Source organism: Bacteroides sp. AM07-18 (assembly GCF_003602695.1).
Classification (GTDB): domain Bacteria; phylum Bacteroidota; class Bacteroidia; order Bacteroidales; family Bacteroidaceae; genus Bacteroides; species Bacteroides uniformis.
This window is the reverse complement of sequence record NZ_QTLM01000003.1, coordinates 204774-220348: the sequence shown is the minus strand read 5'-3', so window position 1 is coordinate 220348 and position 15575 is coordinate 204774. Positions and strand designations below refer to the sequence as shown.

At 43.7% G+C, this 15575-nt stretch carries 10 protein-coding genes; 7 read left to right on the top strand and 3 right to left on the bottom strand.

What is annotated here, in order from left to right; all coding sequences use genetic code 11:
• The first annotated feature begins 116 nt into the window (after positions 1–116).
• From DW096_RS06815 to DW096_RS06800, 4 genes are read left to right on the top strand one after another with little or no spacing between them, the layout of a single operon-like run.
• The gene (locus DW096_RS06815) at positions 117–1934 is read left to right on the top strand and encodes a glycoside hydrolase family 2 protein (protein WP_035457718.1); all 1818 of its coding nucleotides are present in this window, start codon (positions 117–119) and stop codon (positions 1932–1934) included.
• 20 nt (positions 1935–1954) lie between these two features.
• A complete protein-coding gene (locus tag DW096_RS06810) occupies positions 1955–5947 on the top strand; it encodes a hybrid sensor histidine kinase/response regulator transcription factor (protein ID WP_016272759.1) in 3993 nt (1330 codons plus the stop codon).
• A gap of 35 nt (positions 5948–5982) precedes the next feature.
• Positions 5983–7749, top strand: coding sequence for a DUF6057 family protein (locus DW096_RS06805; protein WP_117867102.1), 1767 nt, complete (start codon positions 5983–5985; stop codon positions 7747–7749).
• 8 nt (positions 7750–7757) lie between these two features.
• Positions 7758–9221 carry a PD40 domain-containing protein gene (locus DW096_RS06800; RefSeq protein WP_016272761.1) on the top strand — a complete coding sequence of 488 codons (1464 nt, stop codon included), beginning with the start codon at positions 7758–7760 and terminating at the stop codon, positions 9219–9221.
• 47 nt (positions 9222–9268) lie between these two features.
• On the opposite strand, the gene DW096_RS06795 is transcribed toward DW096_RS06800, so the two are convergent.
• Positions 9269–10192: a YihY/virulence factor BrkB family protein gene (locus tag DW096_RS06795; RefSeq protein ID WP_117867095.1), complete on the bottom strand. Its 924-nt coding sequence runs from the start codon at positions 10190–10192 to the stop codon at positions 9269–9271.
• A 1-nt stretch (position 10193) separates the two neighbouring features.
• Positions 10194–11639, bottom strand: coding sequence for an alpha-amylase (locus DW096_RS06790; RefSeq protein ID WP_044469252.1), 1446 nt, complete (start codon positions 11637–11639; stop codon positions 10194–10196).
• Between the two features lie 300 nt (positions 11640–11939).
• Between DW096_RS06790 and DW096_RS06785 the strand changes: the two genes are divergently transcribed.
• Entirely contained in the window at positions 11940–13013 is a 1074-nt protein-coding gene (locus tag DW096_RS06785) for a mechanosensitive ion channel family protein (protein ID WP_016272765.1), read from the top strand.
• 158 nt (positions 13014–13171) lie between these two features.
• On the opposite strand, the gene DW096_RS06780 is transcribed toward DW096_RS06785, so the two are convergent.
• A complete protein-coding gene (locus DW096_RS06780) occupies positions 13172–14458 on the bottom strand; it encodes a histidine-type phosphatase (RefSeq protein WP_035457719.1) in 1287 nt (428 codons plus the stop codon).
• A gap of 454 nt (positions 14459–14912) precedes the next feature.
• Between DW096_RS06780 and DW096_RS06775 the strand changes: the two genes are divergently transcribed.
• Both DW096_RS06775 and DW096_RS06770 read left to right on the top strand, forming a co-directional pair.
• Complete coding sequence (locus DW096_RS06775) at positions 14913–15170, top strand: GlsB/YeaQ/YmgE family stress response membrane protein (RefSeq protein ID WP_007665893.1); 258 nt, start codon at positions 14913–14915, stop codon at positions 15168–15170.
• Between the two features lie 29 nt (positions 15171–15199).
• A complete protein-coding gene (locus DW096_RS06770; protein ID WP_016272767.1) occupies positions 15200–15496 on the top strand; it encodes a YtxH domain-containing protein in 297 nt (98 codons plus the stop codon).
• The last annotated feature ends 79 nt before the right edge of the window (positions 15497–15575 follow it).

Sequence of the window (15575 nt, the reverse complement as noted above, 5' to 3'; positions counted from 1 at the left end):
TCGCCTTTTTTGGTCAGTTTTTATCCTTTCATAAAGACGAATTGGAGCACCTTTGCCCAAATTCCGCACGACAGACGGAAACAACTATAATTTATAAACAACAGATTGTTATGAGAATGAAAAAATTGGCGTTAGCATGTGCTTTGGCATTAGGCCTGCAAGCCCCCTCCCTCGCCCAATGGAAACCGGCAGGCGACAGAATAAAGACGGAATGGGGAGAGAAACTGGACCCTGCCAACGTTCTGCCGGAATATCCGCGCCCGATGATGGAACGAAAAGAATGGAAAAACCTGAACGGACTGTGGGACTATGCCATCCGCCCGTGTGGAGAAGCAGAACCGAAAACCTACGACGGCGAGATATTGGTGCCCTTCGCCGTAGAATCATCGCTATCAGGAGTAGGCGTGCACTTGGAAGACAGTCAGGAATTGTGGTATACACGGCAATTTGAAGTACCTGCCGGATGGAAAGGGAAAAGAGTACTGCTGCATTTCGGTGCCGTAGACTGGAGAGCCCATGTGTGGGTGAACAACACCAGCGTAGGCAAGCACGAAGGCGGTTATACCCCTTTCTGCTTCGACATCACCGATGCACTGCAAAAAGGAAGCAACAAACTGACCGTACGTGTATGGGACCCCACCAACAATGGTCCGCAACCCGTAGGAAAACAAGCCAACCGCCCGCAAGGCATCTGGTATACAGCCGTCTCAGGCATCTGGCAGACTGTGTGGCTCGAACCGGTAAACGAAAACCATATAGCCTCCATGAAAATCACACCCGACATCGACCTCAACCGGCTGCGGATTGAAGCCCGGACCGGTGAAGGCGAATGGAAAAAAGGATGCCGTCTGGAAGCGGAAGTATATGACAACGGCAAACTTGTAGCCTCGGGAGCAGCCATCCGTGGGGAGGCCATAGACATCACCATACCCGGAGAAGTAAAGCTGTGGTCGCCCGACACACCTTTCTTATATACACTCAAAGTACGTCTGAAACAAAACAGCACGGAAACGGATGCGGTGGACAGCTATGCAGCCATGAGAAAGTTCTCGTCCAAGCGCGACGCAAGCGGTGTGATGAGAATGCAACTGAACAACCGCGACCTGTTCCAGTTCGGCCCGCTGGACCAGGGCTGGTGGCCCGACGGCCTCTATACCGCCCCCACGGACGAGGCTCTGATTTACGACATACAGAAGACGAAAGACTTCGGCTTCAACATGATTCGCAAGCATGTAAAAGTGGAACCCGCACGCTGGTACGCACACTGTGACCGGATAGGCATCATCGTATGGCAAGACATGCCCAACGGCGACAAAATGCACGAATGGAACCAACGTGACTACTTCACCGGTGCCGACCTGACCCGCACTCCGCAATCGGAAGCCATTTACTTCAAGGAATGGAAAGAGATTATGGATTACCTCTACTCCTACCCCTGCATCGGCGTATGGGTACCCTTCAATGAGGGATGGGGACAGTTTAAAACAGAAGAAACAGCCAACCTGACCAAACAATATGACGGCACCCGACTGGTGAACGCTGCCAGCGGTGGCAACCATTATACATGCGGTGACATGCTGGACATACACAGCTATCCGGGTCCCGAACCGTTTCTGTATGATGCCCGACGGGCCAACGTGATAGGAGAATACGGCGGTATAGGCTATGTAGTGAAAGGGCACGTATGGGAGGCCGACCGCAACTGGGGATATATCCGGTTCAATACCTCAAAAGAAGTAACCGACGAATACGTGAAATATGCGCAAGAATTGAAGAAACTCGCCCTGAAAGGTTTCACCGGTGCGGTATATACACAGACCTCGGACGTAGAAATCGAAGTGAACGGCCTGATGACGTATGACCGTAAAGTAATTAAAGTGGACGAAAAGCGTATCAGGGAAATCAACCTGGAAATTTGCAATTCTCTCAAATAAATTCTATTTTCGCCATCACTATGAAAAGACTGTTTCTCATATTGTGCTTTCTTATCGGAATATCCGGTTATCCGGCCACTGCTGCCGAAATATTATCGGTAAGGAGGCTCAATGTGGAAAACGGTCTTTCATACAATACCGCCACTTGTTGCCTGCAAGACAGCTACGGCTTCATCTGGATCGGTACGGAAAACGGCCTGAACCGCTACGACGGCTGCAACAATCGGATATACCGCAGCAGCAACCATAAGCACTCCTTGGGCAACAGCCACATAAAAACACTTGCAGAACTAGACCAAGAGTTGTGGGTAGGAACCGAAAACGGCATCTATATCTACCGCCATGCCTCGGATGATTTCTCACACTTCGACATCACCACACAATTCGGCGTCATCATCAGCAGCGAAATACGAAAAATAGTCAAGACACACAACGGCCTCATGTGGATAGCCACCATAGGCCAAGGGCTCTTTATCTACAATCCCCAAACAAACACAATGAAACAGGATTGCGTATGGAACTCCTTCATCAACGACATCTGCGAAGACGAGGACGGCCGTGTCTATGTACTTTCGCGCCAGAAAGGATTGATGATATATGATGAAGACGGAAACCGGAAACCCGCCGACACCCCCTTGGCCGAAATTGCCGAAGGCACCGGAATAAACTTCCTGCAATGTATCGGCGGCAACCTCTGGTTCAACCAAGGCAGCAAGCTGTACTGCTACCAGAAACTGCTGGGAAAAACCGAAGTGTATGAAACAAACGGAAAACGGTTCGGAACCATCTTCTGCCTCATCAAGTATAGAGAGAAAAGCCTGCTGATAGGAACAGACAAAGGAATTTTTGCCCTGCAACTGCCACAATGCACCTTCGAAGAAATCAATCTGCCCACCAGCTTCCTGAACATCAAGCAACCGCATATCAATGACCTTATGTGCGACAACGAGGGCAACTTCTGGATAATGACCAACTACAATGGAGTGGAAATCATCAACAACCAGCTGAAACGCTTTGAATTTTATACCATTCCCACCACAAACACACAACCGGAAACCGGAAGGACTGAAATAAGAGCCTTCTATGAAGACAATCAGAAGAAAATATGGCTGGGCACCGATAAAGGCTTGTGGATATTCGACCCTGCCAGCAAGAACCTCGAAGAATACCGACCTGAAAACATGCCGCCACACCGGCCTGACATCTGCTGCCTGCTGCCAAGCAAGGAAGATCTGTGGATAGGTACTTACAAAGAGGGCATCTACAGACTGAACATGAACACCGGAAAATGGAAAAACTACCGCCACTCACAACAAACGCCACATACAATACCCAGCAACGACGTATTAAGTCTGTATCAAGGACATGATGGAACCATATACGTAGGCACAAATATCGGCCTATGCCGATACCGTGCAGAAACTGACAATTTTCTGCCTATCATCCAAGTGGGGGCAATGACAGCGGTAACGGACATTCTGGAAGATTCACATCAACACCTCTGGATAGCCACCTCAAACAGCGGGGTTTTCAAGATGATAAACCTCAATGCGGAAAGCACTGTGTGGAATCATTATAAAAAGACAAATCAGAATACCAACAGCATTATCAGCAATTCCATCACAAGTCTGTTCGAAGACAAAGACGACCGGATGTGGTTCGGCACCAATGAATCGGGCATATGCCGTTTTTCCGAAGCAACCGGACATTTCTCAACCCTTCTTCCCGGCAGCCGGACACCGCTGACCGGCAACATGGCATGTGCCATCAGGCAAGACCGCGACGGAGATTTATGGGTGTCGAGCAATAACGGTATTTACCAGATTCCCCAAGATAACCGAAAAGATATCAGGCAGTTCACGATGAACGATGGCCTGCAAAGCAATCAATTCCTGCCCAAGGCATCGCTGCTCTCTTCAGACAACAAACTCTATTTCGGCGGTATCAACGGATTCAATATCCTGACCCCCGAAGACATTAAGAACAATCCATATATTCCTCCCGTATACATCATGGAGATAGGCTTCCCCCACATGAGCGACAAGGAGGGACAAACCGACTTTGGCAATGCACTCTATATGCGGAAAGAAATACGGTTGCCGTACGAATACAACACTTTTTCCCTACGGTTCGTGGCCCTCAGCTATGAAGAGCCGCTTAAAAACCAGTACAAATACCGCCTGAAGGGTGCCGACAAAGAATGGATTGCCAATACCTCCAGCCACTCGGCGTCCTACACTCACCTGCCGCCCGGAGAATATGAATTCCAAGTGAAAGGAGCCAATAATGACGGCTTGTGGAACGACCGGACGGCTTCGCTGCGCATCATCATCACTCCCCCGTGGTGGCTGAGCATACCGGCCTACATAACTTATGCGCTGGCACTCTTTTTCATCATCGGATATATCACCTATCGCTGGAGGATGCACGTCAAACGCAAGTACCATCAAATGATGGAAGACTTCCGCATCACACAAGACAAGGAAATCTACAAACAGAAGATAAGTTTCTTCATCAATCTGGTACATGAAATACGTACCCCACTCAGTCTGATATGCCTGCCACTAGAGAAATTGCGCGACGGGAAGATAGAGGAACATGGCAAACATCTCACCCTGATTGAGAAAAACGTCAGCTATCTGCTCGAAATCACCAACCAGCTTCTTGATTTTCAAAAGATAGAGAACAAAAAAATGAAGCTCGACCTGAAAAGACATGATATAAATGCAATCATAAAAGACATCGCCGAACAATTTAAAGATGCGGCATCCATCAAAGGCCTTGAGCTCTCCGTCAGCCTACCTGCACCCGAAATGGAAGCCATAGTTGACAATGACATCATCCGTAAAATCATGGTCAACCTGATGAGCAATGCACTGAAGTATGCCGCATCAATGATTGAACTGAGCCTGAAGGAATCTGACGGGCACATTGTCATTTGTGTCAGCAACGACGGTCCCCGGATTCCCGAAGGACAAAAGGAAAAGATATTCCAAATCTTCTATCAAATACCGGATGATAAAAAACAAATGCCAGGAACCGGTATCGGACTTGCTTTCTCCAAATCACTGGCAGAATCCCACCAAGGCACTCTGTCCGTAGAGAACCTGCCGTCGAGCGGATGTTCGTTCATCCTCTCACTACCCCTGAAGAGAGCTACGGAAAAACTTCCGGAAACGGAAAGCCATCCGGAAAGCGAAGGGTTTGAACCGGACCTGCCCCAGACAAAGAACAAACGCCACACCGTGCTGATTGTAGAAGACAACATCGAATTGCAGAATGAAATACGGGAAGCACTGGAACAATGGTATAAGGTATATACTGCCGGCAACGGAAAGGAAGCGCTGGAAAAACTTGAAACGAATGATGCCACAGACGTTATCGTCAGCGACGTCATGATGCCCGAGATGGACGGTATAGAGATGTGCCGCCACATCAAGACGAACCTTACTTACTCACACATCCCCATCATCCTATTGACAGCCAAGACCAATCTGGAATCAAAGACAGAAGGCATGGAGAACGGTGCGGAGGTATATATGGAAAAGCCGTTCAGCATCAAGCAACTGCACAACCAGATAGAAAATCTGCTGAAATTGCGTTTGGCCTTCCACGAGCTGATGCTCCGTTCGGCAGGAACCACACACGAAACGCCTATATCGGAATATATTCAGTCCGAATGCGACATCACCTTCATGAAAGAGGTGGATACTGCCCTTACAAAACATCTGGACGAGGAAAGTTTCTCCGTAGACAATCTGGCCGATGCCATGAATATGAGCCGCACGAATTTCTACCGGAAATTAAAAATGCTGACCGGAATGGCTCCCAATATCTATATCAAGAACTTCAGGCTCAACCAGGCAGCCGAACTGCTTGCCCAGAACATGCGCATCAACGAAGTGATGTTGCGCGTAGGATTCATGGCCCCATCCTACTTTGCCAAATGCTTCAAAGCCAAATTCGGCAAACTGCCCAAAGAATATCAAAACACCATCAACAAGCAAGAATGAGGAATCTGCTTGTGAAAAAACAAATATACATTGATATGAAACCACTATCACAGAAGCTCCGGAAAACCGGCTTATCCCTCCTTTGGGGCACAACAGTGTGGCTGTTCTGGAGGATAGTCTATCCGGGCCACCTCCAATACCACGAGCAATACCAACTTTTTTTGTTCGACATGGAATATTGGAAAGAAAGAATCGCCATCCCCGGCGGAATGGCCGACTATATAAGCGAATTCCTGGTGCAGTTTTATTATCATACGTGGATGGGTGCCACTATGCTGGCACTCTTGTTCATAGGGCTGCAACTCCTGACATGGAAATTAGCAAAAAGACAAGGAACACCGGAAGTGTATTACCCGTTGAGTTTCCTACCGGCAATAGCCGTATGGCACTTTATGTGTGACGAAAACGCCATGTTGTCGTTTGTGGTGGCCCTGCTGATGACATTGGTTGCCAACTATTTCTACACCTTCCTGCACACCAAATGGAAACGTGCGATGTACGTGCTGGTATGTTTCCCTGTCCTTCTTTGGATGGCGGGAGCAACACATCTCATCTTTATGGGCTGGATTATCATCAGCGAACTGCACACCTGCTTCAAAAAAAGGAAATTCCTCCAAGGAATCGGAATCGTGGTAGGGATGTTCGCATTGAAAGCCACCTGCACGCTATTGATAAGCATGCAAGTGCAGAACCCCATCTACCAGCTAAGCGGATTTCTCGGCTACTACCGTTTCCCTGCGGTGATTCCCCGGATGGAAATGACAATCATCCTTCTGTTCACCGTGCTCCCCTATCTGCTGGCCCGGCTCCCCCGGACGCACAAGCATGTATCTCTATATATAGCCTTACAGAGCATGGCATTAGTAGCAATAAGTTATCCCTATATTCTTTCAAGCTGCAATTTTGATAAGGAAGAGGCAATGGAGTACAATCAATTGGCAAGAAACCGGCAGTGGAACCAAATCATAGGAAAAGCGGAAAACAAGTCCCCGGTTTCCCCGCTCAGCGTAACTTGCCTGAATCTGGCTCTGAGCAAGACCGGACAACTGGGCAACCGAATGTTCGAGTTCTACCAGAATGGGACGGAAGGCCTGATAGCCAAGTTCCAGCGAAACTTCGTCACTCCGCTTCATACGGGCGAAGTATTATACCATCTGGGGATGATTAACGACGCACAGCGTTTTGCCTTCGAAGCCATGGAAGCCATTCCCAACTTCCGCAAAAGCGGGCGCTGCCTCAAACGGCTGGCCGAAACAAACCTGATTAACGGACAGTATGAAGTGGCGGCCAAATACCTGCGTATTTTAAGCAAGACACTGTTTTATAAAGACTGGGCAAAAAACACGATGACCTATCTATACAATGAAGAGAAAATCGACGCACACCCGGAATGGGGACGGTTGAGACAAATGCGGTATACAGAGAACTTCCTGTCCGGAAGCCACGAAACGGATATCCTGCTGGCACGCTTGTATGAACAAAACCCGCAGAACCGAACGGCTCTTGAATACCTGCTGGCATATACACTGCAAAAACGCGACCTGAAAGGCTTCATGAATTACTATCCTTCAGACGCAAATATCAATCATGAACCCATTCCGCGCAGTTACCAGGAAGCGCTGGCATATATATGGGGACAGACTCACAAGGATTTCCGGGACATACCTTGGAAACTGTCTCCGCAAGTAATGCAGGATTGCAAAGATTTCATGCGGATTTACACATCACAACCGAATGGGCGGCAAATACTGCAAACTCTGTATACCGGCACATTCTGGCATTATCTGTTATTTCAAAAATAGGATAAAGAATGAAGAAGCATTTGATTTGCATACTATCGGTATGGTTGCTGACAACCTGCAGCCATCCGGTAAACAATCCGGAGAAGACGGAAGAATGGCCGGAAATCTATCCCGACTACATAGGAGTGACAATACCCGCCACCATTGCTCCGATGAATTTCGACTACATCGGCGGAAAACACGACCGCATAGACGTAATCGTAACGGGAAGCAAATTCGGAGAAATACACGTAAATGCCCGGACAGCCTCCTTTCCGGAGGACGAATGGCACAAACTCCTGGAATCCAACAAGGGAGACAGTCTGTTGTTTACAGTATCTGTCAAGAACGAAAACAAATGGAAGCAGTACCGCCCTTTCTCCATGTATGTCAGTGACGCTCCCATAGACTATGGAGTGGTATACCGCAAAGTCATTCCGGGATATGAAGTATATAGCAAAATGGGTATTTACGAACGGAACCTTTCATCCTTTGAAGAACGCGTTTTGCTGGAAAATGCGATGGTACCGGGCATGTGCCTGAACTGCCATGCCTTCAACCGGACAAATCCCGGTCACCTAAGTCTGCATATACGCGGACAGCACGGTGCAACCCTCATGCAGATAGAGGGAAACCGCGAACTTCTGGATACCAAGACAGATTCCACACTCTCCGCTTGTGTCTATCCCTATTGGCATCCGGAAGGAAAATACATAGCCTATTCGGTAAACCGGACCACACAGTCCTTCCACACAGCCAAGGTTGAACGCATCGAAGTGATGGACATGGCCTCGGACATATTAGTATACCAACCGGAAACGCACGAACTGCTGCTTTCTCCCCTACTGCAGAAAAAAGAAGTTTTTGAAACCTTCCCCGCATTCTCGGCAGATGGAAAGAAACTGTATTTCTGCTCGGCAGCGGGTAAACCGATGCCCGAGAAATACGATGAGATACGCTATAGCCTTTGCTGCATAGACTTCAATCCGGACAACGGCACGTTCGGTGAACGGGTAGACACGCTGATAAATGCAGAAGACCTGAAAAAGAGCGTTTCCTTTCCACGTCCTTCATACGACGGGAAATACATCATGTTCACATTATCCGACTATGGGAACTTCTCCATCTGGCACAAGGAAGCAGACCTATGGCTGCTGAACCTGCAGGACGGTACCATGCACGCCATTGAAGAAGCAAACAGCACCAATACGGAAAGCTACCACAGCTGGAGCAGCAACTCACGCTGGTTCATATTCAGCAGCCGACGTGACGACGGGCTATATACCCGCCTCTATCTGGCATACATAGAACCGGACGGCCGCGTATGCAAACCTTTCATGTTGCCTCAGGAGAAACCGCTGGAATATTACGACCGGCTGATTTACTCTTACAATGTACCAGAGTTTACAAACAAACCGATACAGCCGGAACCCCGTAAGATAGAAAATGAAATCGTATCAAATAAGCGTGTAAAGGTAAAAATACGTAAATAGCGGTATTACCATTATTGACTGGAATGCAAAACAAGGGCCTCCAGTTGTCAAGCCTCACGTACTTCAACTACTTTCGTTGCTACCGCATATTCATCTGGGAAAATTTTGCTTCCCATTTCATTAGCCCATGCTTTAGTGAACTCTGCACCTGCGTAGACAATAATAGCAGAATAATAAATCCATGTAATAAAAACAACCATGAATGCCGCTGCACCATAGATAGTTCCTACATTCGCAATTCCGATGTAAAAGGATATTCCCCATTGCCCTACCAACAATAATAGCGTTGTCACTACAGCTCCAATAAAAACATCCTTACTTTTTATTTTTGCATCAGGCAGAACCTTAAAAATCAATACAAAAATAATAACTGTAATACCTATGTTTAATATTTGTCCCACAACTTTCACAATAAACCCTGCCACTTCCGGATAGCTGGCCATAAACTTATTGCTCAAGTCTCCAATAATATTGGTTATACTAAATGTTATCAGAAGCACGAAAGCAAATACCAAAATTATCGAGAATGAAAGTAACCGATTCTGAATATATTTCAGCCAACTCTTCTTTGGCACGGCCTTTATTCCCCAAATCGAATTTAAGGAACTTTGTATTTCTGCAAAAATGGTAGTAGCACCAAATATAGAAATTCCCAGGCTAACAATAGCTGCAGATGCGGAAGAGTCCGTTCTTTCTGCATTTTCTATAATTAAGCGAAGTGCCCCAATTACCTCCGCTCCCACTATCGGTTCCCACTGAATATACAACTGATTAGCCAAATCCATATGCAAAGCTACCCCAATAGTAACTAAAAGAGAAAGAAAGGGGATAATTGAAAATAGTGTCGCATAAGCTAACGATCCGCTTAATCTAGTGACACTATCATCAATAAACCCTTGTCCGGTATCCTTTACAATCTTGATTAATAAGGATAGGCTTAACTTTTTCTTTCCTATGAATTGTTCCGTCATCTCATGCTTTTTTTACCCAAACAGCAAGATTACGCGCATCCACAGAGAACTCTCCATTTCCTTCTTTATCCAAAGTTACTTCATCCGGAATACTTCCGGTAATTTCGCACCACACTTCACCCGCATGTTCTTTCCCTAAACACATCGTTTTACTTCCCGCTTCATCATTCGAGATTAAAAATACCAAGCCTGAGTTAACATGTTCCCCATCTCCTGTACGAATAAAGCCTACGGTTGATGGATGGTCGAAATAATCAACTTGATCACCATACGCATACTTTTTCCTTGCATTCAATAGAATATCTATAATTTTAGTATGTGGCGATTTTTCTCCTTTCACCCCATAATAATCACCATAGAACAAACAGGGATAACCATCCTTCAGCAGAAAAATAAGACCATATGCCAATGGCTTGAACCAATCTTCAACCTGTGATTCCAAAGAACTTCCATGCTGCGAATCATGATTATCAACAAAAGTCACAGCAAGTTCACAATGGTGCTCCACTAAAGTATTCTTCAGAATATTCCGTAAATCATAATCTTTTCCTTCTTGTGATGCCTGAAACATATTATAATGTAACGGAACATCAAACAAGTTAACTTTATGCCCTACTGCTTCCAGATAATTATCCAATGTTTCCAAGTCACCGTTCCAATATTCTCCCACAGCATAGAAGTCATCACCTCTCTCACTTCTTACCGTATCCAGAAACTGTGCAACGAACTGATCTTTCATATGCTTAATTGCATCCAAACGCATTCCATCAAGATCAAGTTCATTTGAAACCCATTTGCCCCAACGATTCAGTTCGGCGACAACCTCAGGGTGATCTAGGTCAATATCATTACATAAAAGAAAATCGTAATTGCCATTCTCTCCATCTACACCATCACTCCAGGCTTTTCCTTCTCCTTGAATCTGAAATATACCACTTCGCTTTCGAGCATCATCAAATCCAGTCCCGGAAAAATGATAATAATGCCACTTAAAATCCGAATATTTATCTTTACGTCCATGAAAGCTATATCCGGTCCATCCTTGTATTTCATAAGATTTCCCCAAAGCTTTATTTCTTTGATCAGGATCTACTTCCACCACCATAAACTTTTCCGTAAAATCACCACCTGCTTTATGATTCAAAACGACATCCAGATATACAGCAATCTTATTTTTGTGAAGTTCATCAATCATCTCCTTCAATTCATCTTTCGTCCCGTATTTAGTCCTCACAGTTCCTTTTTGTTCAAACTCACCCAAATCATACAAATCATAAGTAGCATATCCTTCATCCTGCTGTTCATCTGCTTTATATGCAGGTGGTATCCAGATCGCTGTCACACCAATTTCATGTAGATGCGACGCATCCTCTTTCAACTGTTTCCACAACTTTCCGTCATTCGTAAGATTCCACTCAAAATACTGCATCATTACTCCATTTTCCATAACTATTTAATTTAAAATTGATGAGTAACTTAACAAAATAAATAATAAGATGGTTCCCACTATAAATGTAAATTATAGTTTAGTAAGAAAAAAGTATAACACAACATCACATTAAGCATTATAAAAACGCCTCCAAGGTTTTTAACCATCTCCAATAGAGTAATAAAAATTATCTTAATGTTTCTTTTCATATATATAATTTACTTGATTATGAATAGGATTTTTCCTTTATCCGTTTGTTTTTACATCATCCAAAATCAAGGATATTCCATAAAATGTTTAATTAAAAAATTTCCAGCTATGTTAGAAAGAGAAATCTGGGGAAATACTTTAGAAGACTGGGGTATTTCCATACTTATTATTTTAGGAACAATTGTTTTGATGAAGTTAATATCATTCTTCAGCAGAAAAGTACTCAATCCATTTATCACCCGTACCAATAATCGGCTGGATGATATAATTTATTATTCTTTAGAATCGCCCGTCAAGTTTGCAATTATGTTATTAGGTATTTGGATAGCTATTCACAGGCTTGTTTCTCCGGATAGTTTTGTAAAAGTAATAGATAATGCTTACAAGATACTGATTATTCTGGATATCACATGGATATTTGCCCGATTATCCAGTAGTTTATTGCAAATCTACTGGGGACGACAATCGGATGGACAAAACAACAAAATGATGCCCATTATCAGACGGACAATACTGGTCATTGTGTGGATAATCGGTCTTGTAATGGCCTTAAGTAATATTGGAGTCAATATTGGTGCATTATTAGGTACTCTGGGTATTGGAGGTATCGCATTTGCCTTAGCAGCCCAAGACACTGTAAAAAATGTGTTCGGCGCTTTCACTATATTGACAGATAAGCCTTTCAACATAGGTGATACGATTCGCGTGGATAATATCGAAGGTACTGTGATTGATGTTGGAGTTCGAAGTACAAAAATCATGGACTACAATAAACGTATCATCACTTTCCCTAATTATAAAGTTACAGATGCTTCTATCATAAATATCTCTTCCGAACCGATGCGTCGAGTCGTCTTGAAACTTGGATTGACATACAACACAACATCCGAAAAAATGAAAGAAGCTTTAAATATACTGAAAGCCATTCCTAAAAGAATAGAAAATGTATCTTCCAAACCATCAGATACCACAGCTGTTTTTACAGAATACACAGACTCTGCACTGAATATCATGTACATATATTTTATAGAAAAACAGGGAGATATTTTAATGGTAACTTCAAATGTAAATATGGAGATTCTAGACTCATTCAATAAAGCAGGCATTGATTTCGCATTCCCAACACGAACGATTTACGTTGAAAAGGATGAATTGGCTGATTTGGCAAAAGAGAAAAAATAGTACGCACACTTTATCCTCAAATCACCCCACTAATATAAATCCAATGTAACAAAAAAAATCCCGACGGTATATAATGATTTCTATACCGCCGGGATAATACAGATACTTTTTCAATTCTATCACACTCATACCACACCAATACTCAACCCATATCTACCTTATTTACAATCATCTGAAAAAGACTCAAGTACCTTTTTCGCCATTTCAACCCGTTTCTTTAAATACATGCAGACAGTTTCCCATCGATAATAAGGAAAACGGGAAGTTGAAACAGGAAGTGTCATTTCTTTTTCATTCAAAAGAAATTTCACCCATATTTCTCGAGCCTTGTCATGATAAAAAATCCACTGTACATTAGCAGCCATCGGAGCAATCTCATAATCTTTCCAATATTTAGATACAGAATCAGGAACAACAACTTTAACATCCGTTCCTTCTATACCCATTAATGCTACAAAAGGAATAACTGTCTCTGCATGAGCAAAACGAAAGTTCGCCCTGGTATCCGACTTGCCCTTTATCACTTCATCAGCTGAATGAATAAATTCTGATAGCAGAGGCCATGCAATTGCAACAGGCAACATTCGCCCAATCGGCGAAGAACTTTTACTCATATATTGTCGCAAATTCTGAGTCTGCCAGTAATTATCCCATTCACCTATTGTGAAAAGACCATCCAAATTTATCGGAGTACCTGTATCTGGTAGTATGGCAGCAATGGAGAATAAAGCCATGACAAATTCCTCTGCCTCCTTATCTGTTTCCTGTCCTGATTCCAGAAAGAAGTTTTCCATAACAGAAGCAGAAGAAATCTTTCGTCGCACAAAAGTCTCGTATATAGGACGCCAATCACCATTTTCTTTATAATCAACATAAGATTGGTTTAAATCGAAGAAACGAAGAATATCATTATATTGCTTCCCTTCATTGCGTTGTATGTGTAAAGAAGAATTAAACTCTACCATACAAGCAAGAAATGCATCCATACTATGTATACAACGGGGAACATATGTCGCAATTGCCTGCACTTTGACAGAATCACTGAATAACTGTGGATAGCGTTCTATCATACGTCTGGCAATACCCCGTTGTTCCTCCTCTCCCACTACTGATAACTTCCCCCATTGTCCGTCAAAAGTTTCCGATAGATTCTGTATTGTAGAAAGCAAGGTTACCCCTCCTGATGTTAGCCTATTTTCCCGCTGAGCCAATTCCAGAATCTCCTTCACTCTATTCAAAGCCTTTCCTGAAGTTGGAAAACGCGCTCCATGTCTTCCCAAATGGTTAACATAAAACGGAACCATACTATCCTGAAAAAAAACAAACGAGTCTTTCACAATAGGATACGGCATGGCTGTCCCCGCGTATTGTTGTATCCTATCCTGTCCCCATAAGATGGAAACGGGGCAAAACATAAAAATTCCAATTAACAATAATCCTTTCATATCATAAATCTTATATGTGTAGATTATAACGATGAAAGAAGGATTATGTTTACTTATAAACGACTCTGAGAGAATTCAATACCATAGTATGAAGGCATCTTCGGTTGTTATACATCTTCAGCCAACGGCCATCAGAAAGAACGATATATGGAGTTATATCATTTATTATCAAAATATTAAGCCACAACTTTTATCTATTACAAGTTTGAAATATTGACTGCACGGCATAGTTACTTAGCAATAAAACACTACATGGGATAAACATATAAATAGTACTAATATAGCCAGCCAGCCTATTATTAAAATGAAAATTGTTGTTAAATCCTTTTTTTACACCCAAACCATTTTCTTACACAACATGTTTTTTTTCAAAACGGGACCGATGGTTTTCCGTCTGATATGATTCCTCAAACCATCTGTCCCAACAATATTATTTTAACTAAAACTTAATATTATGTATTTTATTTGGTACATTATCATTGGAATCGTTGCCGGACTCATAGCCGGCAAGATTATGAGAGGAGGCGGTTTCGGACTTCTCATTAACCTACTCGTAGGTATTGTAGGTGGCGTATTGGGTGGCTGGGTATTCGGCTTGTTGGGAATTACTACCACAGGCCTTCTGGGTAGCCTTTTCACCTCTGTTATCGGTGCAGTCCTATTATTGTGGATCATATCCTTCTTTCGTCATCCCAAGAGAACTGATATTTAAATTTTTATTAACCTAAACCCTTTTTGATTATGGAAACTAGTAAATCTAACTTTTTGATTGGGCTGGCAATAGGTTCGGCCATCGGAGCACTTGCTCAACGTTTTTCACGTACGGCAAAAGCCAAGATGCTAAAAAAGAAAATTCATAATGCCATGGCAAAGATTGCCGATCGCGCTGAAAGCCTTACAGAAACCGTGAGAGACAAAGCACTGGATGCAAGTACCAAAACCGCCGACAAGGTTGCAGATGCGACCTTTGACGTTGCCGAAAAGGCTGACACTCTGAAAAGTAAAGTCCATGCAGCTGCTTTAGAAGCCAAAAAATAGGCTACTATAACAAACAACTAAAATTACGGGATGTATTTTCAATGCTTCCCGATCCATTTCACCTGAATTAATGATTAAT

What these genes read in the sequence shown, in the direction of transcription:
- DW096_RS06770 (WP_016272767.1), top strand. Translation starts at nt 15,200, where the DNA reads ATGGAAACTAGTAAATCTAACTTTTTGATTGGGCTGGCAATAGGTTCG.
- DW096_RS06785 (WP_016272765.1), top strand. Translation starts at nt 11,940, where the DNA reads ATGTTAGAAAGAGAAATCTGGGGAAATACTTTAGAAGACTGGGGTATT.
- DW096_RS06805 (WP_117867102.1), top strand. Translation starts at nt 5,983, where the DNA reads ATGAAACCACTATCACAGAAGCTCCGGAAAACCGGCTTATCCCTCCTT.
- DW096_RS06800 (WP_016272761.1), top strand. Translation starts at nt 7,758, where the DNA reads ATGAAGAAGCATTTGATTTGCATACTATCGGTATGGTTGCTGACAACC.
- DW096_RS06815 (WP_035457718.1), top strand. Translation starts at nt 117, where the DNA reads ATGAAAAAATTGGCGTTAGCATGTGCTTTGGCATTAGGCCTGCAAGCC.
- DW096_RS06780 (WP_035457719.1), bottom strand. Translation starts at nt 14,458, where the DNA reads ATGAAAGGATTATTGTTAATTGGAATTTTTATGTTTTGCCCCGTTTCC.
- DW096_RS06795 (WP_117867095.1), bottom strand. Translation starts at nt 10,192, where the DNA reads ATGACGGAACAATTCATAGGAAAGAAAAAGTTAAGCCTATCCTTATTA.
- DW096_RS06775 (WP_007665893.1), top strand. Translation starts at nt 14,913, where the DNA reads ATGTATTTTATTTGGTACATTATCATTGGAATCGTTGCCGGACTCATA.
- DW096_RS06810 (WP_016272759.1), top strand. Translation starts at nt 1,955, where the DNA reads ATGAAAAGACTGTTTCTCATATTGTGCTTTCTTATCGGAATATCCGGT.
- DW096_RS06790 (WP_044469252.1), bottom strand. Translation starts at nt 11,639, where the DNA reads ATGGAAAATGGAGTAATGATGCAGTATTTTGAGTGGAATCTTACGAAT.